33 protein-coding genes and 2 pseudogenes are annotated in these 22,756 nt (G+C 53.5%); 7 read left to right on the top strand and 28 right to left on the bottom strand.

Going from position 1 to position 22,756, the window contains the following annotated elements:
- Positions 1-70: 70 nt before the first annotated feature.
- Positions 71-1,000 (bottom strand): ABC transporter substrate-binding protein, encoded by a 930-nt coding sequence (locus LG327_RS05435; protein WP_404366846.1) that lies wholly within the window; start codon positions 998-1,000, stop codon positions 71-73.
- Between the two features lie 663 nt (positions 1,001-1,663).
- Between LG327_RS05435 and LG327_RS05430 the strand changes: the two genes are divergently transcribed.
- From LG327_RS05430 to LG327_RS05420, 3 genes are read left to right on the top strand one after another with little or no spacing between them, the layout of a single operon-like run.
- Entirely contained in the window at positions 1,664-2,914 is a 1,251-nt protein-coding gene (locus tag LG327_RS05430) for a TolC family protein (RefSeq protein WP_404366843.1), read from the top strand.
- Positions 2,911-4,065: an efflux RND transporter periplasmic adaptor subunit gene (locus tag LG327_RS05425; protein ID WP_404366840.1), complete on the top strand. Its 1,155-nt coding sequence runs from the start codon at positions 2,911-2,913 to the stop codon at positions 4,063-4,065. The genes LG327_RS05430 and LG327_RS05425 overlap by 4 nt, the downstream gene beginning before the upstream one ends.
- On the top strand, positions 4,052-7,252 hold the full coding sequence (locus tag LG327_RS05420; RefSeq protein ID WP_404366838.1) for an efflux RND transporter permease subunit: 3,201 nt from the start codon (positions 4,052-4,054) through the stop codon (positions 7,250-7,252). The genes LG327_RS05425 and LG327_RS05420 overlap by 14 nt, the downstream gene beginning before the upstream one ends.
- A 31-nt stretch (positions 7,253-7,283) precedes the next feature.
- On the opposite strand, the gene LG327_RS05415 is transcribed toward LG327_RS05420, so the two are convergent.
- From LG327_RS05415 to LG327_RS05400, 4 genes are all read right to left on the bottom strand, one after another.
- Positions 7,284-7,982, bottom strand: a complete 699-nt coding sequence (locus tag LG327_RS05415) for a ZIP family metal transporter (protein WP_404366835.1) — start codon at positions 7,980-7,982, stop codon at positions 7,284-7,286.
- Positions 7,983-8,112: 130 nt separating this feature from the next.
- Positions 8,113-8,574 (bottom strand): methyltransferase family protein, encoded by a 462-nt coding sequence (locus tag LG327_RS05410; protein ID WP_404366832.1) that lies wholly within the window; start codon positions 8,572-8,574, stop codon positions 8,113-8,115.
- Positions 8,575-8,676: 102 nt separating this feature from the next.
- Positions 8,677-9,078: a hypothetical protein gene (locus tag LG327_RS05405; RefSeq protein WP_404366829.1), complete on the bottom strand. Its 402-nt coding sequence runs from the start codon at positions 9,076-9,078 to the stop codon at positions 8,677-8,679.
- Between the two features lie 61 nt (positions 9,079-9,139).
- A complete protein-coding gene (locus LG327_RS05400; RefSeq protein WP_404366827.1) occupies positions 9,140-9,403 on the bottom strand; it encodes an SHOCT domain-containing protein in 264 nt (87 codons plus the stop codon).
- A 162-nt stretch (positions 9,404-9,565) separates the two neighbouring features.
- On the opposite strand from LG327_RS05400, the gene LG327_RS05395 reads away from it, so the two are divergent.
- Together LG327_RS05395 and LG327_RS05390 are read left to right on the top strand one after the other, a co-directional pair.
- The gene (locus tag LG327_RS05395) at positions 9,566-9,817 is read left to right on the top strand and encodes a type II toxin-antitoxin system Phd/YefM family antitoxin (protein WP_404366824.1); all 252 of its coding nucleotides are present in this window, start codon (positions 9,566-9,568) and stop codon (positions 9,815-9,817) included.
- Complete coding sequence (locus tag LG327_RS05390; protein WP_404366821.1) at positions 9,814-10,068, top strand: Txe/YoeB family addiction module toxin; 255 nt, start codon at positions 9,814-9,816, stop codon at positions 10,066-10,068. Before LG327_RS05395 ends, LG327_RS05390 begins: the two co-directional genes overlap by 4 nt.
- 95 nt (positions 10,069-10,163) lie before the next feature.
- Here the strand turns inward: LG327_RS05390 and LG327_RS05385 are convergent, their stop codons facing one another.
- A complete protein-coding gene (locus LG327_RS05385) occupies positions 10,164-10,568 on the bottom strand; it encodes a VOC family protein (protein WP_404366819.1) in 405 nt (134 codons plus the stop codon).
- Positions 10,569-10,683: 115 nt separating this feature from the next.
- Positions 10,684-11,220 (bottom strand): GNAT family N-acetyltransferase, encoded by a 537-nt coding sequence (locus LG327_RS05380; protein ID WP_404366816.1) that lies wholly within the window; start codon positions 11,218-11,220, stop codon positions 10,684-10,686.
- Between the two features lie 184 nt (positions 11,221-11,404).
- Between LG327_RS05380 and LG327_RS05375 the strand changes: the two genes are divergently transcribed.
- Positions 11,405-11,650, top strand: coding sequence for a type II toxin-antitoxin system CcdA family antitoxin (locus tag LG327_RS05375; protein ID WP_404366813.1), 246 nt, complete (start codon positions 11,405-11,407; stop codon positions 11,648-11,650).
- A complete protein-coding gene (locus tag LG327_RS05370; RefSeq protein WP_404366810.1) occupies positions 11,650-11,967 on the top strand; it encodes a CcdB family protein in 318 nt (105 codons plus the stop codon). The genes LG327_RS05375 and LG327_RS05370 overlap by 1 nt, the downstream gene beginning before the upstream one ends.
- Before the next feature lie 74 nt (positions 11,968-12,041).
- On the opposite strand, the gene LG327_RS05365 is transcribed toward LG327_RS05370, so the two are convergent.
- From LG327_RS05365 to LG327_RS05265, 21 genes and pseudogenes are all read right to left on the bottom strand, one after another.
- Positions 12,042-12,323, bottom strand: coding sequence for a type II toxin-antitoxin system RelE/ParE family toxin (locus LG327_RS05365; protein WP_404366807.1), 282 nt, complete (start codon positions 12,321-12,323; stop codon positions 12,042-12,044).
- Positions 12,320-12,592 carry a CopG family ribbon-helix-helix protein gene (locus LG327_RS05360; RefSeq protein WP_271979996.1) on the bottom strand — a complete coding sequence of 91 codons (273 nt, stop codon included), beginning with the start codon at positions 12,590-12,592 and terminating at the stop codon, positions 12,320-12,322. Before LG327_RS05360 ends, LG327_RS05365 begins: the two co-directional genes overlap by 4 nt.
- A 144-nt stretch (positions 12,593-12,736) precedes the next feature.
- Positions 12,737-13,000, bottom strand: a complete 264-nt coding sequence (locus LG327_RS05355) for a Txe/YoeB family addiction module toxin (protein WP_404366804.1) — start codon at positions 12,998-13,000, stop codon at positions 12,737-12,739.
- Positions 12,997-13,239: a type II toxin-antitoxin system Phd/YefM family antitoxin gene (locus LG327_RS05350; RefSeq protein WP_149600852.1), complete on the bottom strand. Its 243-nt coding sequence runs from the start codon at positions 13,237-13,239 to the stop codon at positions 12,997-12,999. Before LG327_RS05350 ends, LG327_RS05355 begins: the two co-directional genes overlap by 4 nt.
- 88 nt (positions 13,240-13,327) lie before the next feature.
- The gene (gene brnA / locus LG327_RS05345; protein WP_074396173.1) at positions 13,328-13,597 is read right to left on the bottom strand and encodes a type II toxin-antitoxin system BrnA family antitoxin; all 270 of its coding nucleotides are present in this window, start codon (positions 13,595-13,597) and stop codon (positions 13,328-13,330) included.
- A complete protein-coding gene (locus LG327_RS05340) occupies positions 13,587-13,850 on the bottom strand; it encodes a BrnT family toxin (RefSeq protein ID WP_404366800.1) in 264 nt (87 codons plus the stop codon). Before LG327_RS05340 ends, brnA begins: the two co-directional genes overlap by 11 nt.
- Positions 13,851-13,870: 20 nt before the next feature.
- Positions 13,871-14,026 (bottom strand): transposase, encoded by a 156-nt coding sequence (locus tag LG327_RS05335; RefSeq protein WP_404369241.1) that lies wholly within the window; start codon positions 14,024-14,026, stop codon positions 13,871-13,873.
- A 321-nt stretch (positions 14,027-14,347) separates the two neighbouring features.
- The gene (locus LG327_RS05330; protein ID WP_404366797.1) at positions 14,348-14,788 is read right to left on the bottom strand and encodes a hypothetical protein; all 441 of its coding nucleotides are present in this window, start codon (positions 14,786-14,788) and stop codon (positions 14,348-14,350) included.
- Between the two features lie 88 nt (positions 14,789-14,876).
- The gene (locus LG327_RS05325; protein WP_404366794.1) at positions 14,877-15,446 is read right to left on the bottom strand and encodes a Crp/Fnr family transcriptional regulator; all 570 of its coding nucleotides are present in this window, start codon (positions 15,444-15,446) and stop codon (positions 14,877-14,879) included.
- A 373-nt stretch (positions 15,447-15,819) separates the two neighbouring features.
- Positions 15,820-16,134 (bottom strand): group II intron maturase-specific domain-containing protein, encoded by a 315-nt coding sequence (locus LG327_RS05320; RefSeq protein WP_404369238.1) that lies wholly within the window; start codon positions 16,132-16,134, stop codon positions 15,820-15,822.
- Positions 16,135-16,296: 162 nt separating this feature from the next.
- Positions 16,297-16,958 (bottom strand): annotated as a pseudogene (locus tag LG327_RS05315) (reverse transcriptase domain-containing protein); the annotation flags it as partial.
- A gap of 759 nt (positions 16,959-17,717) precedes the next feature.
- Positions 17,718-18,014 (bottom strand): hypothetical protein, encoded by a 297-nt coding sequence (locus tag LG327_RS05310; protein WP_404366791.1) that lies wholly within the window; start codon positions 18,012-18,014, stop codon positions 17,718-17,720.
- A gap of 105 nt (positions 18,015-18,119) precedes the next feature.
- On the bottom strand, positions 18,120-18,674 hold the full coding sequence (locus tag LG327_RS05305; RefSeq protein WP_404366788.1) for a hypothetical protein: 555 nt from the start codon (positions 18,672-18,674) through the stop codon (positions 18,120-18,122).
- 65 nt (positions 18,675-18,739) lie between these two features.
- On the bottom strand, positions 18,740-19,153 hold the full coding sequence (locus LG327_RS05300) for a hypothetical protein (RefSeq protein ID WP_404366786.1): 414 nt from the start codon (positions 19,151-19,153) through the stop codon (positions 18,740-18,742).
- Between the two features lie 111 nt (positions 19,154-19,264).
- Complete coding sequence (locus LG327_RS05295) at positions 19,265-19,807, bottom strand: hypothetical protein (RefSeq protein WP_404366783.1); 543 nt, start codon at positions 19,805-19,807, stop codon at positions 19,265-19,267.
- An 87-nt stretch (positions 19,808-19,894) separates the two neighbouring features.
- A pseudogene (locus LG327_RS05290) lies at positions 19,895-20,142 on the bottom strand (DUF1272 domain-containing protein).
- 109 nt (positions 20,143-20,251) lie between these two features.
- On the bottom strand, positions 20,252-20,653 hold the full coding sequence (locus LG327_RS05285; RefSeq protein ID WP_404366780.1) for a hypothetical protein: 402 nt from the start codon (positions 20,651-20,653) through the stop codon (positions 20,252-20,254).
- Between the two features lie 75 nt (positions 20,654-20,728).
- Positions 20,729-21,115 (bottom strand): hypothetical protein, encoded by a 387-nt coding sequence (locus tag LG327_RS05280; RefSeq protein WP_404366778.1) that lies wholly within the window; start codon positions 21,113-21,115, stop codon positions 20,729-20,731.
- A gap of 94 nt (positions 21,116-21,209) precedes the next feature.
- The gene (locus LG327_RS05275; protein WP_404366775.1) at positions 21,210-21,512 is read right to left on the bottom strand and encodes a type II toxin-antitoxin system RelE/ParE family toxin; all 303 of its coding nucleotides are present in this window, start codon (positions 21,510-21,512) and stop codon (positions 21,210-21,212) included.
- On the bottom strand, positions 21,500-21,757 hold the full coding sequence (locus LG327_RS05270; RefSeq protein WP_022992576.1) for a type II toxin-antitoxin system Phd/YefM family antitoxin: 258 nt from the start codon (positions 21,755-21,757) through the stop codon (positions 21,500-21,502). The genes LG327_RS05275 and LG327_RS05270 overlap by 13 nt, the downstream gene beginning before the upstream one ends.
- Before the next feature lie 499 nt (positions 21,758-22,256).
- Positions 22,257-22,724: a hypothetical protein gene (locus LG327_RS05265; protein WP_404366769.1), complete on the bottom strand. Its 468-nt coding sequence runs from the start codon at positions 22,722-22,724 to the stop codon at positions 22,257-22,259.
- Between the last annotated feature and the right edge of the window lie 32 nt (positions 22,725-22,756).

The following is a 22,756-nucleotide window of genomic DNA, read 5'->3' as shown; positions in this document are numbered from 1 at the left end:
TATCTTGTTAAAAAAAAAGAGGACATAAGGATCGGCCTGAATGCAACGCACTCAGGCCAGCGGCTTTGATTTAAAGCCAGGCTTTCCAGGTTGCTTCATTGTCAGCCAGCCATTTGGCAGCCGCTGCTTCGTGGCTCATGCCATCGACATCAACCAATGCAGCCATGTTGCCGATATCGCTTTTAGTGAAGGAAATGTTGTTGAAGATTTTGTACGCATCCGGCCATTTTTTGGGCATCTGATAATAAGCTGCCTTCTTCAGCCAGCCTGCCGGTGGCGAACCACATTTGCCATCACCGCCATCCGACTTCTTGCAGCCATCACTATAGGCGGGAAATTCAACGAAGCTGCCGCCGTCACCAGCATCGGTGAAGTTGGGTGACCAGTTAAATACTACGACTGCCCGGTTGTCTTTCGCTGCTGACTCCAGTTCAGCCCAGAGAGCACCAGAAGACCCGGCAAACTTGGCCGTGAAGTTCATATCAAGCGCTTCGATGCGCTCCAGGGTTTCCTGACCATGCCAGTCCATAGGTCCGTCCAGATAACGGCCTTTACCGTCGCTGCCTGCTGTTGCAAACAATTCAGAACAATCGTTCAGCGCTTCCCAGGAAGGCAGGCCGGGGCACAGGTCGCCCACATACGCTGGATACCACCACTCTTCCTGAGTAACAGAAGCGTGTGTGCCCACATCAATGATGCCGCCAGCGTCTAAAGCATTGTTAAAAGACTTGCCAAACGTCGACTGCCATACTTCGTGCGCAATAGTGACGTCACCGTTACGAACTGATTCGTAAACCGCCTGGCTATCCGCCGGTACGTAAGAAACATTATTGCCAATGCTTTCAAACATACCGCCAATAACGTACGCCATGGTAATTTGGCTGGTCCAGTTATGGGTGGCAATTACAATAGGCTCTTTCGAGTCTGCCTGGGCTACAGTAGCGCCAAGTGCCAGAGAGCTGACTGCAGCAGCAGTAGTGAGTTTCTTTAAGAATTTCATAGTGATCTCCTGATAGAATTATCATCCGTAGCAAATCGTTACTGGCTTTCTTTGATTACAGGCAAAAGCCAGGACCTGGCCTGGCAGTCAACCTGGGCCGCACCTTGTATCGGTCGCGATGGGAAACTGTTCCGGCGACGATTGAAAGCAAAAAATAGCGCAGGTCTGACCGGTAGCAGTCGAGCCATGAGGCTCCGCAGTGAGACTTACCAAACTCGGGTTAACCGATGGTGTAACAGGGTAAAAGCAACATCTGTGGGGAGAAACAGACGTCCGGGGGCGGGCAGGCCACCAATCTGAATGCGAGCGTTCGAGAAAGCGCTGGAGGGTAGCGCTCGAAGGGGTCAAGTATATGGAAAGTACCTGGTAGCCCGCATGTCAGAATAGGATCCTAACACATTTCAGGGCCTGGCGTTTTTGCCGCCCTTGGGCGAGTGGGGACGAGGCCCGCGTCTGGTAGCTTGCCCGGCGTCTTCACATGGCCGCAAAGCCAGGCGTGCTTTAAAATTGATACCCTTGATTGCAACACAGGTTTCCGCGCCAGGTATCGATTGCGCGGGGATCAACATAAATCCGGAGTAAAATGGCGAACAGGGAGCTCCGTTGTTTTATAAATGGACTTTAACACTGACGAGCCTTCTGCTTCCGGCGACCATCAGTGCCATGTCATTGACTCAGGCGCTGGAGGTTGCAAGGCAGGAAGCGATCACCCTGCAGACTCTTTCCGCTGAAACCCGGCAGGCAGAAGCTGTTCGCCAGCAGTCCAGCCAGGCCTATCTTCCCTCCATCAGCACCGATGCCTCCTGGCTGCGAGCGGATTCTTCCCTGATTACCGGGGTTCCGGTTCCCACTCTGGGCATCCCCCCCACTATCCAGCACACGGATTTCGGCCCGGTGGAAGGCACCGTGACCGGCGTCCAGGTGGTGCAGCCCCTGTTCAATGCCGATGCCCTCCAGTCAAGCCATGCGGCGTCACTGAACGTGGATGCCAGGCGTCATGCTGAACAGTGGGGCCGGCAGGCCATTCGTCTGGAAGTATCCCGGCTTTATTTCAATATCCTTCGAGAGCAGGAACGGGTGGATGCCGCCCAGATGTCCTACGCTGCAGCCAGAAAAGCGGCCACCCTGGCGCATGCAAGTTATCAGGAAGGTCTGGCATCACGCCTGGATACTGAACAGGCGGATGCGGAACTTGCAGCCATCCAGGCCCGCATGGAGCACACCCGCGCAGACAGAGAGCAGGCACAACTTGAGCTGAAAGCTTTACTGGGAATGGCTCCGGAGCAGGAACTGACCCCGTCTACTCCGCTGCCGCGCCCCCCACCTCCCGTTAACCTCAATGCTCCACTGGCACGGAAAGACCTCCAGGCACGGGAAACAGCTGTTGAGGCAGCCCATGCCAATACCCGCGCATCTCAGGCGGAGTGGATACCCAGAGTGAATCTTCTGGCAAGGCAGCAGTGGGTCGAAGGCGACCAACCTCTGGAGGGAGATGCGGATGGGTGGCTCGTCGCCATCAACCTTCACTGGACCATTTTCGATGGTTTTGGTCGTCAGGGCAGGATTGCTGAATCCAGAGCGAAGGAACAACAGGCGCGGATTGAACTTGATGGCATCAAGCGTCGCATTCAGCGGGAACAGGCCATCGCCATGAGCCGCTGGCAAGCCAGCTGGGCCGGCTGGCTTGCGGCTCGCAAGGCGACCAAAGCCGCCAGCCGGGCGGAACAGCTCGCATTACGGCGCTATGAAGAGGGCATCGGCTCGATGACCGACCTGCTTGCCGCCCAGGCCCGCCTCGACCGTCAACGCATGACACTTATTGATGCACGTTACCAGGCTGTCCTTGCCGCCATGAATTATCATCTGCAGAACGGTTATGATCCGATTCTGGCTGTTCAGGAGCAAGTACCATGACTGCTGCCCCCCGCTTTCTGGCCCTGATTCCTGTCTTTTTCTGGGCAATGACAGGTTGTTCTGACCAGGCGCCCTCCAGCCTGGAAGAAACTCCGGAAACCCAGCCGGTTACCGTGGCCGAAATCAGTGAGTGGGATTACCCGACAACCCGCCAGTTGCCAGGTATTGTCCGACCGGGTACGCGGGCCATACTGAGCACCCGAATTGCCGGCACCCTGACATCTGTTATCCGGGAACCCGGGGACCAGGTAGCAGCAGGCGAGTTGCTTGCCACCATTGACGCCAGAGACGTACAGGCGGCCATCGCGGCTGCCCGGGAAAAGATCACGGCAGCGGAGGCTGCGGTTCGGCAGGCCCGACTGGACAATGAGCGACTCCAGAGGCTGTATGAGGAGGATCTGATCGCCCGGGTACGCACCGAACGGGCCAGTGTCAGGCTCAGGGAACTGGAGGCACAGCAGCAGGCAGCGCAATCTGAACTCAAAGCCCAGCAGACCAACCTCAGCTATACCCGGTTAACAGCTCCGTTCGACGGCCTGGTTTCTGAAAAACTGGTGGACGCTGGCAGTTTTGTCGGCCCTGGACAGCCGATTCTCGTTCTGGAGGAGCGGCGTCAAATGAGGATTGATGTGCCTGTGTCCAGCGGTCAGGCCGCTGCTCTGGTCCCGGGGCAATCCCTCTCGGTCATTGCGGGGCCAGACAGGCAGATGCTTGAAGCACGATTGGTCGGCGTGATACCCGCACTGACTGACTCGGGCACCGGCCAGCGGCTGAGACTCGCTCTCAGCACAGAAACATCGACCCTCGCGCCGGGACAGGTTGTCTCGGTGGTGGTGCCGGTTTCCGACCGGGAACGGCAACAGCAGGCCACTACGTGGGTGGGCTTGCCGGAAGAGGCTCTCATCCGGCGGGGACAACTGACCGGAGTGCTGGTGGTGAGGAGCCGGGATGGAGAGGCTTCCGGCGAATCGGCAGTCATCAATTTAAGATGGGTCAAAACGGCGACCACTCCGGCGAACATGAGTGGCCTGATTCCCGTGACCCAGGGGCTTCAGGTGGGTGACCTGGTGGTTCTGAATCCCTCTCCTGATCTTCAGGATGGCCAGCCGGTGACCATTGATAACCCGGGCGCAGTGCATGGAGAAGGATAAGTTGCGCCTGGGCCTGGCCGGGCACATTGCCAACCGGTTGCTGGACTCTCCCGTGGTGCCCCTGTTTATTATCGCCTGTTTCCTGCTGGGCGGTTATGCGCTTCTGATTACTCCCCGTGAAGACCGGCCAGACATTGATGTTCCTACGGCTCTGGTGCTCCTTCCATGGCCAGGCGCTGGTGTGGAACGGGTTGATGAGCAGCTTGCACGCCGGACGGCCAGTTGGGTCCGTGAAATTGCTTCAGTCACCGAGGTGCGAAGCAGCAGTTCCGATCATGCGGCGCTTCTCTCCATTGAGTTTGAGGCGGGGACTGGAAAAGCAATCGCATTCTCGAGGCTCAATGAAGTATTTGAGGCCCGCGCAAACGAGCTGCCGGAAATGGCCGGCCCTGCAAAGATCCAGACCTTTGGCGAGGCAAGACTGGTCGTGCTCCTGGCCACCATCACCAGCAAGACCCTTGGCCCCGGCCGGCTCGAAGACATAGCCGGCGAGCTCTCGGCAGATCTTCTCACCATTCCCGGCGTGCGGGATATCGGACGCTTTGGCGGCGACCGTCCTGCGATCGAAATCCTGCCCAGACCAACGGACCTGGCAGGCCGGAAAATCCCGCTGAATCAGCTGGCCGAAGCCGTTGCCGGGGCAACCCGTCAGGTGCCGGCAGGCCGGCTGGAAGGCAAGCCGGTGACAGACCTGCAGGCGGGAATGGATTTTACCAGCACGGCCCAGCTTGGCCGCATACCCGTAGGCAATGACGGCGGCGGGCCTGTGTATCTGGACGAAGTGGCGGACATCCGGATGGGCCGGGTAGAGCAGAATCAGGCTGTTCTGCACTGGCAACAGGGGCAATCGGTTCCCTTTCCCGCCGTTACTTTGGCGGTCACCACACTCGAAGGCATGAATGTCAGCGACATTACCCGCCAGGTGCGCGTGAGACTGACGAAATCTGCCAACACAACTCTGCCAGCTGATGTGCAACTGGATATCACCCACGATGCCGGCACAGATGCTACAGAGCGTGTTTATAACGTATTGTTCCAGCTACTGTCGGGCACACTGGTGGTTGTCGGCATAATCTGGCTGGGGCTGGGGTGGCGCGCCGCGGTGATTATCGCGATCATGATGCCGGCCTCGCTTTCCGTTGTTCCCTACCTCTACCACCATCTCGACTTTACCCTTAACCCGGTATCCATAGCCGCCATGATCCTGGCAATCGGCATACTCTCGGACGATGCCGTGGTCATGCTGGAGAACGTGTCCCGCCATTTTCAGCGAGCCGGAGAAAAAACCCGTGAGTTAACGGTCAGGGCCGTGAACGAGGTGGGCAATCCGACGATCCTGGCAGATCTGCTGGTCGTGGCCACACTACTGCCCACCGCCTACATCACCGGAGAAATGGGCCAGTATGTTCGCGCCATTCCTGTTGGCGCCTCAGCTGCCGTCCTGTTTTCGCTCCTGATTGCTCTTACCATCACGCCCTATTTCGGCTTTCGTCTGCTGAGGGTGGATCGTGATAGCACCAGCAGCGAGGACGACGGCGACAACGGTCACTCCGGAAGTCAGGAACCCCGGGAACCACCTTTCGTTGCCCGCTATCGCCGGGTTCTGGCCCCGTTCCTGGCTGCCTCCTGGCTGCGCTGGGCGTTCTACCTGGGGCTTGTGATTCTGCTTATAGCCAGCTTTTCCCTGGTCGCTTTTCGAACCGTCCAGATTGGCCTGACCCCTCTGCTGGACCGCAACCTGTTCGCCGTCAATATTGAGCTGCCGCCGGCCTCGACCCTGACCGAGTCTCTCACGGTCGCCTCGGAGATCAACCGCCACCTGCGAGCGGTTCCGGAAGTGAGGGGAGTCACTATTTATTCAGGCCTGGCCGCTCCGCTGATTTATCCACCCGAAACACTCTCCTCACCGCAACCGAAGGCCCCCAGCGACCTTGCACTGCACGTGATTCTGGTTCCGGAACAGCAGCGGGACCGCCAGAGTTATGAAGTCAGCCGGGAAATTGCACATAGACTCAGTGACTGGCTGGCCCCCTATGGCGGAAAAGGCCATATCAGCCGGATTCCATCGGGCCCGAGCAGCGATCGGGCCATTACAGCAGAAATCTATGGGCCAGACCCGGAAACTCGCCGCTCGGTTGCACGGCAGGTTGAGCAATGGCTCGGTGAACAGAAGGGCGTGATCTCCACCGATCAAAGCCCCTCACAACCACTCCCGAGTCTTAATCTGGATGTGAATCCCGAGCGCGCCGCAACATTTGGCGTCATCCCGGCGGAAGTAACCCGCAGCCTTTATCTGGCCATCCAGGGAGAAGCTCTCGCCAACTGGTCCGGCAGGAAAAACTCCCGGGAGCCCATTCCAATCATAGTGAGACTGGCAAAATCCGACCGGGAAACGGAACAGGCCATCAAAAGCCTGTACGTCATGAATGTTGAGGGCCAGCCGGTATCCCTGGAGTCCGTCGTCGATTTCAACTACGCCGATGGGGAACCCGCACTCTTCCGCCGCGGGCTTATGCCGGTAACAACCGTGTTTGCCGATCTGGACCGTTCTCTGGCGCAGCCCCTGACAGTACAGCTGGAGTCTCCTGTCAGCGTCGAAAACACCGAGGTGCGCTGGCTTGCACCACCGGATGAAGCCAGCAGGCCGCTGCTCTACTGGTCGGGGGAATGGGAAATGACACGGGATGTTTACCGGGATCTGGGCGTGGCAGGGCTCGTTGTCATGATCCTGATTTACGTATTGCTTGCCGGCTGGTTTCGCTCCTACCGCTTGCCCCTGCTGATCATGCTGCCTATCCCGTTGATCTTCATCGGGGTAATTCCGGCACACTGGGCCTGGGGCATCAATATCGCCGGTACCGGTGTGCTTGGCGTTATCGCATTGGGCGGCATAGTGACCCGCAATGCCATCCTGCTGGTGGACTTCATCGAGAAAAGACTGGAGGAAGGCATGGATCTCGAAGAAGCCGTCGTTCAGGCAGGCGCACAGCGCACAAGGCCCATCATCCTGACCGCCGCCACCGTCATGTTCGGAAGCGGGGTTCTCATTTTCGAACCCTCACTCGAACCATTGGGCCTTACCCTGGCAAGCGGGGTTCTCGTTTCCACTCTGCTCACCCTGGTGCTGATTCCGTTGCTATATTTCCATGCCGCCAGCGGTAGATCCGCAGGTAAAGGTAAGCATTGAGTTGCTGTTCTATCGTTGGGTGGCGCCGTGTTCATGCATTCCACATCGCGAGGAATAGGGTCAGTGCCATCCCGACCCCAAAGAAACCGAAATGCGTGGCGGCGGCACGGAAGCTTTGATGTGTTTTGATCTCCGGTACCAGGTCGGAAGCTGCAATGTAAATGAAGTTGCCTGCGCCAAAGAGTACAAGGCCGGACACTTCAAACTGTTGCGCCGTAAAGTAAGCCACCAGACCTCCCAGGGGGAAAGTCAATCCCGAGAGTAAATTCCACAGCAAAGCACTTCGTCGGGGAAAGCCACCGCGCACCAGAATGCCAAAGTCGCCCAACTCCTGTGGAACCTCGTGGACTGCCGCCGCCACCCAGGCTGTAATGCCGGCAGTGGGATTAATCAGGAAGGTACTGGCAATTCCCAGCCCACCGAGGAAATTGTGAACTGCATCGCCAATAAGGATCAGATAGGTTACTGGTTGACGCCTTGAGCGCTGGGAACGGTGTGAGTGATGCCAGTGAAGAAACAGCTCCAACCCCAGAAAGGTGGCAAAACCGGCAGCCAGCCACACGCTGGCCAGCAACGGTTCGAGAGCGGCGGAACCTTCAGGCACCATGTGAAACAGGGCGCCACCAAGCAGTGTTCCCGCTGCAAGTGAGACAAAGGGAAGCAGCAGACGATCGAGGGCGGCCGGTTTGAGCAGTATGGTAATACTGCCCACCAAAGCGATGCCGCTCATGAGAAGTCCACCGGTGACAATCCAGGCCAGGTTATCGATATGCGCATCCTCCCTCGCGGCTAACGCTGAAGCACAGCGACGACTCTGGAAGGCCAAAAGCCCGGAAGATCCATGATGGCCTTGTTGGACATCAAACCCACCGGCGAACCGCTTTTTCGTACTGACGGTAGGCCTCGCCAAACTTCTCGTGCATGTGCCGCTCTTCCGGGATGATTTGAAACCGATTCATATAAATGACGAAGACCGGAAGCAGCATAAGACTTGCGACATTGCACAGAAAAACTCCCCAACCAGTCAGCACGAGCAAGAAACCAACGTACATCGGGTTTCGGCTTATTCGATAGACCCCGCGAACGACAAGGCTGACTGATTGGTCTGGCACTCTTGGATCAACGGTTGTACCCGCGGACCGAAATTCCAACACGCCAAGCAATGCGAAAACTACACCGGCTATTGCAACCGCTGGTGCTACAAGCGGAGTTGCGGAAAACGTGAAGCCTGCAGCCGGCAACGTGGCCGCCAACGTCCACATGAGGCCAGCGATGATCAGCACTTGAACAACTGGTGGAATTTTTAGCTCTAATGTCTCCACAACGATTCCTTTAGTGTCCAACGCCGCCAGCATGCGTGGTTTTGGAGTGGAGGCGAAACCGCAACGAAAAAGGCATCGCCGTGTCTGGGATGGTCAGGCTTACTAAACCCCGCCCCTCAGTTTTGCGGCAATGTACGGTGCAAGTGCCGTTGTCGTGAGGACAACAGGCCAGAGATTGCCGCCCTTGAATGTGTATGCCTCTAGCAACTCTGACCACGACTTGCCTTGCCAGAGCCCGAAGGAAAACTCAAAGAGGAGCGTGAATGCGAGCCAGCCCAACCCGACGACACAGAGCTGAAAGGGCCCGCCAATTCCCAGCCACGGAAGCGATAGGTACGCCACACCAATGATCATGGCCGAAAGCAGCAACCCGCTCAACACGAGTGCGGCCGGCACCCCAAGCCCTGGTATAAGTACAGACTCACGCAATGCTCCATTGGCAATAGCGAGAACGAGAATGCCGGCCCAAACCACCAATGCCTTTAAAGCGACTACCGACAGCATCGATTGCTCCTGTAACGCCTAACCCGAGCTTTGCGGCAATTTTTTCGCATGCTTCCTCCGGTTAGCTCTCGATATCTTTTTTGACCTGCTCAAACTCTTCTCGCGTGATCTCACCCCTGGCGTAGCGCTTCTTGACTATGTCTATCGCCGTTTCAGAATCCTTATTCTGGTTCGACGATCCTTCAGAGTTGTTCCACCACGGGAGCCTGGGCCCACCTCCTCCAAACACAATGTAAAGAACAATGATGAGAAAAATAATCATAACCAGCGGCATGACAACGGGGAACACCCACCAACCGCCCCAGCCAAAATGTTCAGGACCCATACTTTTTCTCCTTCTTCGACGATGCCTGGCCTATAACGGCCGGTTCACGCGCAGGTTTGGAGCCGCGAAGCGGCGGAAAATCGATCGCTGTGCAGCCGATTGTTAAATCCTTTGACGTACGGTATCCTGACCATGATCAATATCCTGTACAGGAGCAACCTTATGGATGCCATTAGCTACACAGCCGCCAGAACCAATCTGGCAAAAACCATGGAGCAGGTCTGTGAAGACCATTCCCCCGTGATCATCACCCGGAGCAGATCACAGTCCGTGGTCATGATCTCTCTTGAGGACTACGAGGCGTTGCAAGAGACCGCCTATCTCCTGCGCGCACCAAAGAACGCCCGTCGTTTGCTGGAATCCGTTGCCGAGCTGGAGCAAGGCGGTGGTCAGCAAAAGGAACTTCTTGAATGAAACTCGTCTTCTCCGAGAACGCCTGGGAAGACTATCTGTACTGGCAGAAAACTGACAAAAAGATACTTAACCGAATCAACAAGCTGATCAAGGAGACCAAACGAGAACCCTTTGAAGGTGTCGGTAAACCCGAGCCCCTCAAACACAGCCTCGCCGGTTACTGGTCTCGGCGAATCAACGAAGAACACCGAATGGTCTACAAGGTCACGGATGACGCTTTGCTTATTGCCCAGCTTCGGTATCACTACTGATTTAACGCCAACAGCACGTGCGGCTGCGGAATGCAGGCGAAGCCGTAATGGAGTGCCGTGACTGTGATTGTCAGGAACTGCCGATGATTCCGCCATTACGTCAGGTCTTGATAAGGGTTGTAGGCTACTTCCCAGTAATGACCTTCCGGATCCTGAAAGTAACCGGAGTAACCGCCCCAGAAAACGTCCTCCGCCGGTTTGATAAGTTCCGCGCCTGCGGATACTGCCTGACTAAGTACAGCATCAACTTCTGACCTGCTTGCAACATTGTGGGCCAGCGTAATGCCGGAGAAGCCAACCTGAGTGGGCGTGGCTATCCCAATGTCCTTAGCCAATTCCTCCCGCGGGTAGAGCGCTAACCAGGTGCCTTCCAGACTGAAAAAGGATATGTTGCCGCCCTCAAACTCGTACTTTGGCAGACCCAGACCTTCGGCATAGAAACGAGTGGCCCTACCCAGATCACCCACACCAAGCGTGATAACGCTGATTTTCGGCTTCATGATTCCCGTCCTGACGCCCGCCATCCCCGGTGACAATACCGCAGCGAAGCGACGGCCCGTCAGGGACGTCCGCCTGACGGGAATTGTTATGTGATCCACCACCCGCCACTTGGGCTCACCAATACCGAGGGTCGTTGAATGCCTCAACGCACCGGGCCCTTCCAGACAGGGGCTTGATACCGCGCCCATTTAAGGACTGGCCCAACCAGCCGCCTGGATAAGCTAGTTCAAATGGTGCCTTCACAACCTCTTGAGGTACGTGCTTGAAGCCCATTTTTGAATAATAGTCCGGATCGCCGTAGATAAATATGAGTTCAACGCCCAGTTCATTTAATCGATTGATTCCAAAATTAATGAGCTTTCGGCCAATACCTTTACCTTGATGACCTGTATCGACGGCGACCGGTGACAACAGAAAAGCCTTAATCGGGGAGTCGAACGACAGCCTGGTAAAAAAGATACAGCCGACTATCTGCCCTGGTTCGGTGGCAATAAAACCGAATAGATCTTCCTTTTCAGCCCGGGCCATCAGTTCAAGCGTCAAATGCCCAATCGACTCTCCTTCCTCCCGCCCCTCTGAATCAGAGAAGGTCCGGGTGAACAAGGCCTCGATTTCCCGTTGATCAGACTGGCGATACGTCGAAAGTTTCATTCTTTGTAGACCCTGTGGGGACTCATTCAGAGCTGCTGGACCTGACACATAACGCCTTGGCTTTGCGCCGTGACGGAGCGCCAGCGTAGGCACGTCCGACAACAGCCACTAGTTAAATGCTTGCATGCGCATATCCATGCGCATAAGATCAAACTGTGCATTAAAAATCTACTTGGAGGCCCTCATGGCCGAACTCTATAATTCAGCCGCCCCCAAAAAAGCAGCGAACCTCTCAATCAATAGCGATCTGCTGCGTAAAACCCGGGAACTGAACATTAACTTGTCTGCCACCCTGGAACGAGCTCTGAAAGAAGAGCTTTCGAAACACCAAGCCGCACAATGGGTTGAAGAAAATCGCACTGCGATAAAAAGTTACAACGATTTCGTCGAACAACATGGATGCTTCGGCGACGAGTTCAGGGAGTTCTGATGGCACAGTTCGATGTGTACCCCAACCCGAGCAAAATCAGCAAGACTCACTACCCTTACCTTGTGGATATTCAGAGCAGCCTCCTGAGCGGTTTGGCAACTCGCATTGTTATCCCTTTGGGCAAACGTTCTGCCTTCGGTGGCGAAGCCATGCAAGGGCTCACTCCGGAAATCAGCTTTGCCGATCAGGAGCTGTTGCTGTTAACTCCGCAAATTTCCTCCGTGCCTGAAAAACATCTCAAGAGCCCCATTGGCTCCCTCTCACATTTCAGAGACCAGATTGTTGGAGCTCTGGACCTGGCTATCACCGGCATTTAACGCAGAGCTTTGCGGCAATTTTGGAGCCGCGAAGCGGTGGGAAAATTGTCCGGCAACAGCGGCTGGTTAAATTGCTACCGTTCACCCTCCAGCTCATGCCATACCCGTAAAATGATGATGGCACTCACATGTACTGAATAGCGGACAACATACTTGCCAAAAACCATGTCGCGGATGGAATCAGGTACCGGCGCCAATTCAACCGGTGTTCCAATTCTGGGGAAGTCTGGTAGTAATTCGATTTTGCTAACCAGTTCTGCGGCTATCCTGCCTGCCGCAGGAGGATTGTGAACTGCGATAAACTCCCTGAGGCGCTTCAAATCTTCAATGGCTTCGTCCGTGTAAACCAGTTTCACTTACCTGACCTCGGCGCATCCTGCTCGTTTTCGGTTCCCCAGCTATTGAGCCAACCATGGACCTCGCTAGCATCGACTACCTTTCCTTGGGCAGCCGACTCCATTGCCTCTAGCGTTTGCTGCCAACGCTCCTGCTCACGCTGCTGCTTTTCAATGTATTCTGATAGTGCCTGATTGATCACCCAGCCTTTACTCCGATGGAGTCTGCCGGCGATTGCTTCCAGGTGCTGTTCAACTTCTGCCTGAAGACGAACGGTAGTGACGCTCATAACTGTACCTCCAATGCGGGTTACTACATTGTATTACAGCATAGTCGATGAGGGTCAGCAAAAAAATTTAACGCAGAGCTTTGCGGCAATTTTGTAGCCGCGAAGCGGTGGGAAAATTGTCCGGCAACAGCGGCTGGTTATGTATTATTCGTAGTGGCTCCAGAGCCTGAGAACTTTCACCACCTGCTCGTCTTCGAGCACCTGGTAGACCAGACGATGCTGAATATTGATGCGGCGTGAATAGGCCCCCGTGAGATCGCCAATGAGCTTCTCAAACGGAGGCGGCTTGCGGTATGGATCTTCCGCTATCAGCACTAAAAGTCCCTGAGCTTTTAGTTTAAGGCCGCTGGAGGCCAACTTCTTTGCATCTTTCTGGGCTTGCTTGGTGTAAACCAACTTCCATGTCACCAGTCCAGCTCCTCATCGCATTCATCCACCGGGGTGTCCATCCCCTCACGAACAGACTCCCGCATACCCGGTACAGAAAGAAGGTAAAGCGTTTCCTGAATGGCCGACCAGTCTTCTTCAGAAACCAGGACAGCTTTATTCCGTTTACCCATAATGACGATTGGTTGGTGGGACTCGGCGGTCTCGTCAATCAACCGATAAAGGTTGCTGCGCGCCTCAGTTGCTGTGATTCCGGTCATGACGCACCTCTTGCGTGTTTAACTTTTGATTAATTGTACGCCTTTAAGTACGTACGTCAAGACGAACGCGTCTCCCCATAACGCTCCGCTAATGTGCGCCGCCTGCGGCGTCACCATTGAGCGGCTTGTTAGCAGATTCTGCCTGAAGACGCTCCACCAACCACACCTTGATGATCGATTGACGGGTAACGCCTATGCGCGCAGCCTCACGATCCAACGACTCGACAACCCAAGCCGGGAAATCGACGTTGATTCGCTTTTGTTCCTGATTAACGCGGCGAGCAGAGGACAGATCGAGGTCATCGACAATATCTTCCTGGCCTTCCTCAAATTTCTTGTCGAAGTCTTTAGCTTTCATAGAGATCAACCTCCTTCTTACGGGAACGTCTGACTGAAATCACACGAATACGAGCATCCCTGTATGTGACGACAGCCGACCAGTGCTTTTCATCAATCTTGCCTATCAGCAAAAACCTCTGCTCATCCTCTGATTTTGCGCGGATCTCCAGCAGGCATGGGTCTTTCCACAGCCCTTGGGCAGCACCGAAATCTATACCGTGCTTGTCCCGGTTGGCCTGGCTTTTGGCTTCGTCGAATTCAAACTCATCCATGAGTACAAATTATTCCTTTTTTACTCAATCCGCAAGATTTGGAGGGAAGCTGTAGCTGCTAACGAGGCTGTAGAAAAACCCGATTTCGAGCCAATGTTGCCGAACACCGGTTCCACCACCGACTTTCGGTGACTGTAGATCTCCTTGCCCTGCGGACTGTCCACCCGGTGCTTCATCCTTGGCCTGGTTAACGCTACAAGGGTGAAGGCTACTGCTTTTGGATCCCCGCCACGCTGCTGCTCCACCACCGCGAATCCGCTTTAAAGACCACACTCTCAGGCTCCCTTTGAGGCGAGTACCGATTCCGCAGGATACTGCAAAAAGCACCCAGCCCTGCAGACCGGGAAAGCTTGCTGCCAGGGCTTGGCACCATGTTTGCCGACGATTTCGGATACCGATGAACTCCGTCGAAACAGCCGATCCAAAACACACGGTTTTTATTTTTATAGGTCTTGACCCGCCGTCAGAGAACTTTCAGACAATGCCTAGTGCCAACTTTAAAGCATTTTTTCAGTTCTGAAATTTAGCGTCTTTTCCCAATTTTGATCTGCTGACTTCAACAGATGAAAGAAGTAGTAGGAAAATAAAATTAAAAATATGCTATCACCAATGACTATTATAAAAATTATAGGAGAAGCTATACCAGCAACATATAGCTGCAACAAAGTTATAATATAACCTAGTTTGCCGATGCCGCCAGTTATGACAATACCATAATGTTTTTCGGGGTTGCGTGCTACGATCAGATAGCCAATAAAGTAGATTAATGTTGTTCCCCATGCACCTTTGTACACCGCAAGCATCAAAGGATCTTCAATCATACGGTTAAAAATAACTTCAAATGTAAAGGCTGTGTTAAAAAATCCAAAAATTGCACCTGTTAAATTCCACAGCGCCGCAACCAGAAACAACTTGGTAAAAAATGATAAGTGTGCCATTTTTTCGAACCTAACTAGTGATAGAGGTGCCCTAAGGTGAAGGTTTGTGAAAGAAAAAGCATTTACATATGTAAACGCTTCATGAAAGTTACTGTTTTTTTTGTCGAATACGGCTCAGCTGTGTGGGGCTAATGCTTAAATATGAGGCAATATGATACTGTGGAATCAAGTCTTCAATTCCAGGATGCTCTGCATTAAAAATTAAATATCTTTCTTTTGCTTCCAGCAAAGCCATCTCCAGCTGCTTCTTTTCATTCTGCACAAAAAATTTCTCAGCAATCTTTCTTCTCAGGTGCTCAATTTCATAATTATTTTCAGATAACCGCTCAACGGTATCAAATCTTGTACGCCAGATAGTACAATCTGTTAAGGCTTGCTGAGGCAATCTGTTTTTCTCTTTACTGATCAACGCAGCGTAAGAGCCAATAATGGCCGGACCAACAAAAAATGTTTTATTATACTCCTTTCCTTGGCAGCCAGTATAAAACGCCCGGACTACGCCGTTTTCGAGAAAAGCTATTTCATTCGCATACTCTCCTTCTCGTATAAAATAGTCTCCTTTCTTTAACTCATCTAGCTCAAAAATAGATTTCGCATACGCCAACATACTCTCCGAGACTATGCCAAAATTATTTAAAAATAATATGAGATTTTTCATTCCACTTAATCCGATTATATACACTAACAGTTCAATATCCGACACTGTCAAATTGAATTTAAGGCTGGCATCAATTCAGCCAGATACTAAAAAATGTTCCCAGCCCCCGCAGACTGGGAAAGCTTGCTGCCAGGATTGGTACCCAGCCTGGCGGCGGCTTGGGATACCGATGAAACCGGCTGAAGCCACTGATTCAAAACACGGCGCTGTCGGGCATGCACCATTTCTGTACACCAAAATTAGATAGGCTCCAGAGGCTGAAAGTGGATGCACTTGGCGTTAATCGGGATAGGGAGACGCCTCACGGCGCCTCTCCCCCCACACCACCGGGCATACGGATCACGTACCACGGCGGTTCGGTTGATTGAGTGGTTCAACGCTCAACAAGATCCGGTAAACCCAGCGACAGGAAGTACTGGCGGGGCAAGGCTTGCGCCAGACCCGGACTGCGGCTCATGCGCCACGGACCATGAGCGGATTTGGCCGTGTTCCAAGCCAACCTTACACTCACTCCGCGCTTTCGCAACTGGCGGTAGCCGGATCGATCCCACTGCTTCAGGTGATAACATCGAAGTTTGCGCCTTACCCACTTTTCCAGATCCTGGATCGGCGATTTTACCTGCGCAAAACCGTAATATCCTTTCCAGCCTCTCAGGTACACCGCCAACTCGTCGATCACCGTCTGCATGGTTCGACCCCGCGTTCGCCGGGTGATCGCCCGGACGCGATACTTGAACTGGCGTATCGCGTCGTCGCTCACCTTGCGACGCTTTTCCCGACCGCTGCGCGTGAACGTGAACCCCAGGAACACACGCTCCCAGGGACGACCCACAGCGCTCTTTTCCTCGTTCACCGTCAGTTTCAACCGGCGACGTAGATAGCCGGTAATGCTCGCCAATACTCGCTGGCCTGAACGCTGGCTCTTGACGTAGATATTGCAGTCGTCCGCGTAGCGGACGAACCGATGACCACGTCTTTCCAGTTCTTTGTCCAGGCCATCCAGTAACAGGTTTGCCAATAACGGTGACAGCGGGCCGCCCTGTGGGGTGCCTTCCGAGGCCGGAGCCCAGATATCCCCCACCATAGCACCCGCTTTGAGGTAGCTGTTGATCAGTTTCAGTACTCGTTCATCGCTGACTCGTCGCTTCACCAGACTCATCAGTTTGTCGTGATTGACCCGGTCAAAGAGCTTTTCCAGGTCCATGTCCACCGGTGCCCTTCGTTGATATAACGTTGGGCCTGATGGACAGCCTGATGGGCGGAACGCCCCGGTCGGAAGCCATAGCTGGAATGAGAGAAGCTTCGGTCCCACTCCGCCTGCAAGACCTGGAGCAACGCCTGTTGGATCAGGCGATCGAGTACGGTCGGAATGCCCAGTTTGCGCACGCCACCTTTGGGCTTGGGTATTTCTACCTGTCTGACCGGCTGGGGCCGGTAGTTGCCCGCCAGAAGCTGAGCGCTGATTCTGGACCAATGCTGCTGAACAAAGGCGGACAGGTCGTCAACGGTCATACCGTCTATCCCCGCGCTTCCTTTGTTGCGTTTGACCTGACGGAACGCGCTGCGCAGGTTGTCCCTTTCCAGCACCCGTTCCATCAGTTGATCGTGAACAACCGGAGCGTCTTCTCTGCCGGATCCAGCCACCACTTCACCCCCTGTTTCCAGGGACAGCGTTTGCTGTTTTTCCGGTGCGGTGTGGGGTCTTATCACGACAGTGACTGCTCTCTTCAATTAAGCCCGATAAAGGGCACCGTTCGGGCCTTCCCGCCGACATTCACTTCAGGCCATGCCTGCCGAGTAATCCGCGGTACTACGCCTTCTGCTGACTTCTCCTGTGCGGTCGGGGTCGATCACTCAACCCTCAGCGGTTTTCAGCTGCACGCAGCGTCCCGGCGCAGCAACAGGAGATCTCCCAGGGTAAGACACCAGACTTTCATTGCGTAGATGCTGGATTTATAAAACGCCGGCCAATTGCAGATGGAGGGCTTAATGGTCACGTGCCCACTGGCCCCGCCGGCGTCACACCTAATATCCAGTTCCTGTTCGTCACCCCGCAATTTTGCGTTGAGCTTCCTCCAAACATTCCCTCGCGGGTTTGCCCTTGCCCTTTCGCTAACCTTCGGCTCTGCGAATACCTGGTATCGGGACTTTCACCCGACAAGTCTGGTGCCATGCCTGGCACACACGCGGAGCACAGCGGCGCCCTGTCAAGGGCGTCCGGCGGCCGCAGGCCGCGTACTGCTGCGAATTGTTATACGTTTTGAACACGCTCTAAGCACCATACTTTGCCAACGTGGGCGCCGACAGGACCAGAACCACCAGCCCTATGAAAACAGCAAACTTGACGGCCAGGATTGCCAAAGAGGTACGCCATATCGTCTTGATCCCTTCCGGATTACTCCACTCGCCCGGCATGTCATCGTCAAGTGTGATTAGGTGACCAAAAGCGACCCAACCCGAGAGACCGCATAGCGTATAGATATAGGCAATGTCAGCGAACACCGATAGTCCAATTGTGACACTGAGGAAAAACAGTGTGGAGTAAATAATGTTTTTCAGAGTAGGCACGATCCGTTGCTCATACACGTATAACGCCGCCAGCATGCGCGGCTTTGAAGTGAAGGCGAAGCCGCAACGGAAAAGGCGTCGCCGTGCCTGGCCTGGTTAGGCCATCTACTCAAACTTGACGCTTGATCTTTCGCCAAATGGACCCTTCCAATTCTTGGCCAACAGTACTTCAAGACGCTCGCCGTAAAGTTCAAACACTCTGTTGTATTCCGACCAAAAGGCTGGCGTAACAATTCGTTCTTCTGTTTCTTGGTCGATAGACAAACTGCAAGGGTATCTTGCCCACGAGTTCACACCATCTTCGAGGGTCTCAAACACGTGGAGAGTTCTTTTCGGAGAAGGAATTTTCCGACATTTTTTCTGGAGGTTACTCAATTTGTGACTTCGTAAGGCACCCGATATTTTGCCATTTTCGATGTAATGTGGGTTCTCATACACCAAGAAGGCTTTGATTAGATTCTCCAGCGCAAAGGCCGCCAATAAAAATACGGATCGATTGGAAGTAGATCGGGCATAGGTCTTCCCGTTTACGGAACGAACCACCGTACCCTGTGGAGCTGCATGTAGCTGAGTTGCATTCTCATGCAGTAGCTTTGCCACCTCATACCAGTTTATTGGCATGGCGGAGTTGGCGAACTCTGTCTCCTGGGTGCTCGTCATACTTTCCTTTGTGCCTAACGAAAAAACGAAGCGGCGCGTTTCACGCGCCCGCCTTACGTGACTGGTTAAGAGGCAATGCCGCTGCCGCTGACCGCGCTTGTAATCGCAAGGGAAACAAGGGTGCCAACAGCATCTGAAGCCTTTGACCGCCCAAATATCGAAAGCCGCTCACCGATGGATGCCGTTCCCTCAAGCGATTTAGGCACCCTTCGCAAAGTTTCTAGGCCCTTCTCACTGAGCACGACATCGAACTCTGGGCCTCCATCATCGGAAAGATCCTGAGCGACCCAAATATATCCGGCAGTCTCAAGCCACTTAACAGTGCTTTCAAAGTACTCCATGAAATTGAATGAGCCCTCGTAATCTTCCTTGTCGACTATCTCATCGAGAAATTGCTCGGGGGTTACGCGGAGAGAAACCGGAAACTCCTCGTAGAGTCTCCCGAATAATAGACCGACTAGTAAATTGAACTTCGCCATCAATCATCTCCTTGGGCCCATTTGCCTCTTAACGCGAAGCTTTGCGGCGATTTTGGAGCCGCAAAGCGGTGGAAAAATTGTCCGGCAACAGCGCTTTGTTAGACCTGGCCATCAGGAGCCTGCCAGAAGCTTGCCTAATAAGAGTGCCATTTTAATTGCCCAATATAGAAGCAGCCCAAAACCGGACAACATGAGGACAGCGACAACGACAGTTAGCCATTTTGGGTAAATGGGCTGGAACCTAACTTGGATTAGCTGCGCCGGTCCTTGATCTGACCTTACCCTGCGCAGAACAGGCGGTTTAATGTGGCTGAGATACTGAATATTAAGGAATTCTTTAGGGCCCAAACTAGCGATCTTGATCAGGTACTCGCCGTTCGGGTTTTGGTCCTCGGAATAAGAAATTGCCTGAGAAAACTGAAAGTGATCTGGGCGTTCCTTATGGACTAGTTCGATATTGGTGGCGGCCTTTCTGCCAGCATTTTGCAGTGTAAGGGAGTCAGTCTGGAGCGTTACCTTCGGATCAGTCACGTCAAACATGAACGTTCCCGGAATGAAGTACTGAAGTTTGGGTTTATCCGCGAACCTTTGCAGAGCTAGCCCAACAACCAACGCAACAACGCCGGTGATTACATGTCCCAGAATGGGGTCCATACCTTCTCCCTAGGGGTCTAACGCTGAGCACAGCGGCGCCACGACAGTGGCGTCCGACAGCCGTAGGCCGCGTACTGCTGCGACTGGTTATGAATTAGCGCTGCAACCACCGGCCTTTACCACACGTTGCTTTGACGCATGATATTTACCAAGCAGTGACGCTGGGCGAATAGGACGTGGCACGAAATTACCACCACAGTTGGGACACTGATTACCCAAAACACAAGATGCGCAGACTCACAGAACGTGCATTCAAATGTGCAAATGACAGCCTCAGTGGAGTCCGGCGGCAAATCCTTGTCACAGCACTCGCAATTTGGTCTCAATTCGAGCATAGAGTTCTCCGTGCTGATTCATAACGCGAAGCTGAGCGGCGCCCTGACAATGGCGTCCGGTGGACGGCCGTCAGCCCGGGAACGTACTTTAGCGATTTATTAACCGCTGTCACGACATCCTCCTGATCTCGGCTTTACCCACCTTCTTTCCCTCCTTGACACCGCGATGGTCGTGGTAGGGGCGACGAAAGCTGAAATTGGCTTCCTCGTTCGTTGTAATAACAACGTAATCGATTTTTGCCCGCTTGAACGTGGAAGTGGCGGTTTTGATTGCATCCCCAACTGAAGTAAAAAATTGATCGTCTTTTTGAAGGTTGCCACTCTGGCGGAAGATTTTGACCCGGAATTTGCCTGGCTCTGCAAGACCGCAAACTTGAGGCAGCTGATCTAAATACACGACCTCGGTGTTGTTCGGGTCATCCAGTTTCTGCTGCTGGTTGAGCATGACGACAAACACTCCGATTACGAGCGCTCCCATCAGCAGAAAACCGATAATCGCCTCACCTTCCATGTTGCTTCATCCTAAACGGTTAACGCTGAGCGAAGCGGCGGATAAAAGCCGTCACCCTTTCGCGTTTTGTTATGACTATTTAATCACCCACTTATCCTCTAGAGCACCGAAGTGTATCGGACAGTCTTTCGAATCTGTTGCGAAGTAGGCATCGTCGGGCTTTAAAATAACCCCGGAAACGAAATTTGGCTCGATGAAAGTTAGCTTTCCACAGTCGGGAACTTGGAAGATGATTTCTCCGTCCATACTTTTTATGAATGCCGGCATATCATTCTCATCTACAAGAGTAGCGGTTGTCTCAATCAAAGTGCCATCTCGATAACGAACCATCAGGCTATAATCACTTTCTTGCAGATGCACTAACTGACCTCCAATTGTTGGAGGCTCAATAGTGGGATTGGAATCACTACAACCACCGAGTATAAATATTCCTAAACCTGCAACAGCCTTTTTGATTTCCATACTTCTTAACTTTCTCCGAAGTCATAACGCCGAAGCGCACCGGTGACTTTGACGTAGCGAAGCGGAGACAAAGGCATCCGAGTGACGCGCCTGGTTAGCTGTTCCCAAGCATGTACGCACGAAGCTGCCGCTCCTCTCGCATAACATAGAGGACGAGAACCCGCTGCTCATCCTCACGATAAAAAATGCGACACGGTGGAACTACTACCTCCCTGTATACTGAATTAGGGAGCTCTGGAGGAATCCGTCCGGATTGGGGAAAATCTTCCAAACGATCGGTCTTATCGAAAACTTCCCGGACCAGATGACTTGCGGCGGCAGGGTTATCCAGAGCAATGTACTCGGCGATGGCATCCAGTTCTTGAAGGGCCGGCTCCGTCCAGACTACTTCAGCCATTTACTCATTTTCTCCCTGGCCTCACTCTGGCTGTACGTTCTTCCCTCCAGTACAGCACGCTCTCCCCGGGAGAGCCCCTCAAGCAGCTCAAGTCGGCGCTGCATAAACTCATAATCCTGCACATCAACAAGGTATGCGGATGGCTGACCATGCTCCGTGATCAGTATCGGCTCTTTAGATAAGTGCAGATCTGCCAGAATCTTTGTGGCCTGGCGCTTTAGGTTCGTAACAAGCTCAACTTTCATGGGCTCACCCTGAATCATACGAATAGTGACACTATAGTATCACTTTCTAGGTGAGGCAATCACAGCTAACGCCCGCAGCACGCGCGGCTTTGTAATGGAGGCGCAGCCGGAATGAAAAAGCCGTCGCTGTGCCTGCGATTGTTATGTGCTGAGTCCATTGATGAACTCTAGCATTTCGTTTAGTACTTGCCTTCCCATGGTATCGGCTACCAAATCTTGCATTGAGCCTGACAAAAAATCCCCGACGCTGACAGTAGTGGCACCGGAAGAATGAGAAAATCTGCCGACCGCTGAAGTGACGCAACCTTGGTCAGTGACATACGCTTCGTATAGCTCACCATCGGGCACGTCGTTAGCCCATTTCTTGAGAATCGTAGGTGGTTTGTACGCCATCTATCTCACCTTCCCAGGCACATAACGCTTTTGTTCAGCGGCGGCCCGTCAGGGGCGTCCGGTGGAGGGCCTTCAGGCCCGGAACGTACTGGAACTATTTGTTAAATTATTTCTTACAACCCTGGGCACTCATTCCGTGGCGAACACGGACTATGGATTCCTGGCTTTCCTCGTAATCAACTACAATACCGGTGGCCGGATACTTTTTGGATTGTATACACTGGCCCCGCTTCTGAAGCAGGCTCGTTGGAAAAAGCTCACTTTCGCGATTTTTGAAATTTGCGTCACCGCGGGAATACCACCGAGAAATCACGTTATTGATCATCATTTTGTTCACGGTTTGACCGAACTCAGATGCTTGCATACAACTTTGATCATCAAAGGTCAGCACGCCGATATTTGCGGTGACCCCGTCGTGAAAGTAATGGGAGCCCTCAACAACTTTTTGGTGATACCAGCACTGCTCTCCCTGATCATTTTGGATGAATCCCTTCGGCTGAAAAAGAGACGAGCCAGCAAAGGCGGGGTTTGCTAGAACCAATGCCAAAATTGTAGAGAAACGTGTGAAGGGCACGGTGTTATCTCCTCCCTGAAAATTTAACGCCC

Origin of the sequence: Marinobacter sp. (assembly GCF_044799475.1) — a bacterium.
Classification (GTDB): Bacteria; Pseudomonadota; Gammaproteobacteria; order Pseudomonadales; family Oleiphilaceae; genus Marinobacter.
Note: the sequence above shows the minus strand (reverse complement) of the source record. Positions and strands in the feature narration are given on the sequence as shown.

Bases quoted from the DNA above. Each gene is read 5' to 3' on its own strand.
- LG327_RS05435 (WP_404366846.1), bottom strand. From the start codon at position 1,000: ATGAAATTCTTAAAGAAACTCACTACTGCTGCTGCAGTCAGCTCTCTG.
- LG327_RS05430 (WP_404366843.1), top strand. From the start codon at position 1,664: ATGTCATTGACTCAGGCGCTGGAGGTTGCAAGGCAGGAAGCGATCACC.
- LG327_RS05425 (WP_404366840.1), top strand. From the start codon at position 2,911: ATGACTGCTGCCCCCCGCTTTCTGGCCCTGATTCCTGTCTTTTTCTGG.
- LG327_RS05420 (WP_404366838.1), top strand. From the start codon at position 4,052: ATGGAGAAGGATAAGTTGCGCCTGGGCCTGGCCGGGCACATTGCCAAC.
- LG327_RS05415 (WP_404366835.1), bottom strand. From the start codon at position 7,982: ATGAGCGGCATCGCTTTGGTGGGCAGTATTACCATACTGCTCAAACCG.
- LG327_RS05405 (WP_404366829.1), bottom strand. From the start codon at position 9,078: ATGCTGTCGGTAGTCGCTTTAAAGGCATTGGTGGTTTGGGCCGGCATT.
- LG327_RS05400 (WP_404366827.1), bottom strand. From the start codon at position 9,403: ATGGGTCCTGAACATTTTGGCTGGGGCGGTTGGTGGGTGTTCCCCGTT.
- LG327_RS05395 (WP_404366824.1), top strand. From the start codon at position 9,566: ATGGATGCCATTAGCTACACAGCCGCCAGAACCAATCTGGCAAAAACC.
- LG327_RS05390 (WP_404366821.1), top strand. From the start codon at position 9,814: ATGAAACTCGTCTTCTCCGAGAACGCCTGGGAAGACTATCTGTACTGG.
- LG327_RS05385 (WP_404366819.1), bottom strand. From the start codon at position 10,568: ATGAAGCCGAAAATCAGCGTTATCACGCTTGGTGTGGGTGATCTGGGT.
- LG327_RS05380 (WP_404366816.1), bottom strand. From the start codon at position 11,220: ATGAAACTTTCGACGTATCGCCAGTCTGATCAACGGGAAATCGAGGCC.
- LG327_RS05375 (WP_404366813.1), top strand. From the start codon at position 11,405: ATGGCCGAACTCTATAATTCAGCCGCCCCCAAAAAAGCAGCGAACCTC.
- LG327_RS05370 (WP_404366810.1), top strand. From the start codon at position 11,650: ATGGCACAGTTCGATGTGTACCCCAACCCGAGCAAAATCAGCAAGACT.
- LG327_RS05360 (WP_271979996.1), bottom strand. From the start codon at position 12,592: ATGAGCGTCACTACCGTTCGTCTTCAGGCAGAAGTTGAACAGCACCTG.
- LG327_RS05350 (WP_149600852.1), bottom strand. From the start codon at position 13,239: ATGACCGGAATCACAGCAACTGAGGCGCGCAGCAACCTTTATCGGTTG.
- brnA (WP_074396173.1), bottom strand. From the start codon at position 13,597: ATGAAAGCTAAAGACTTCGACAAGAAATTTGAGGAAGGCCAGGAAGAT.
- LG327_RS05340 (WP_404366800.1), bottom strand. From the start codon at position 13,850: ATGGATGAGTTTGAATTCGACGAAGCCAAAAGCCAGGCCAACCGGGAC.
- LG327_RS05335 (WP_404369241.1), bottom strand. From the start codon at position 14,026: ATGAAGCACCGGGTGGACAGTCCGCAGGGCAAGGAGATCTACAGTCAC.
- LG327_RS05330 (WP_404366797.1), bottom strand. From the start codon at position 14,788: ATGGCACACTTATCATTTTTTACCAAGTTGTTTCTGGTTGCGGCGCTG.
- LG327_RS05325 (WP_404366794.1), bottom strand. From the start codon at position 15,446: ATGAAAAATCTCATATTATTTTTAAATAATTTTGGCATAGTCTCGGAG.
- LG327_RS05320 (WP_404369238.1), bottom strand. From the start codon at position 16,134: ATGCAGACGGTGATCGACGAGTTGGCGGTGTACCTGAGAGGCTGGAAA.
- LG327_RS05305 (WP_404366788.1), bottom strand. From the start codon at position 18,674: ATGACGAGCACCCAGGAGACAGAGTTCGCCAACTCCGCCATGCCAATA.
- LG327_RS05300 (WP_404366786.1), bottom strand. From the start codon at position 19,153: ATGGCGAAGTTCAATTTACTAGTCGGTCTATTATTCGGGAGACTCTAC.
- LG327_RS05295 (WP_404366783.1), bottom strand. From the start codon at position 19,807: ATGGACCCCATTCTGGGACATGTAATCACCGGCGTTGTTGCGTTGGTT.
- LG327_RS05285 (WP_404366780.1), bottom strand. From the start codon at position 20,653: ATGGAAGGTGAGGCGATTATCGGTTTTCTGCTGATGGGAGCGCTCGTA.
- LG327_RS05280 (WP_404366778.1), bottom strand. From the start codon at position 21,115: ATGGAAATCAAAAAGGCTGTTGCAGGTTTAGGAATATTTATACTCGGT.
- LG327_RS05275 (WP_404366775.1), bottom strand. From the start codon at position 21,512: ATGGCTGAAGTAGTCTGGACGGAGCCGGCCCTTCAAGAACTGGATGCC.
- LG327_RS05270 (WP_022992576.1), bottom strand. From the start codon at position 21,757: ATGAAAGTTGAGCTTGTTACGAACCTAAAGCGCCAGGCCACAAAGATT.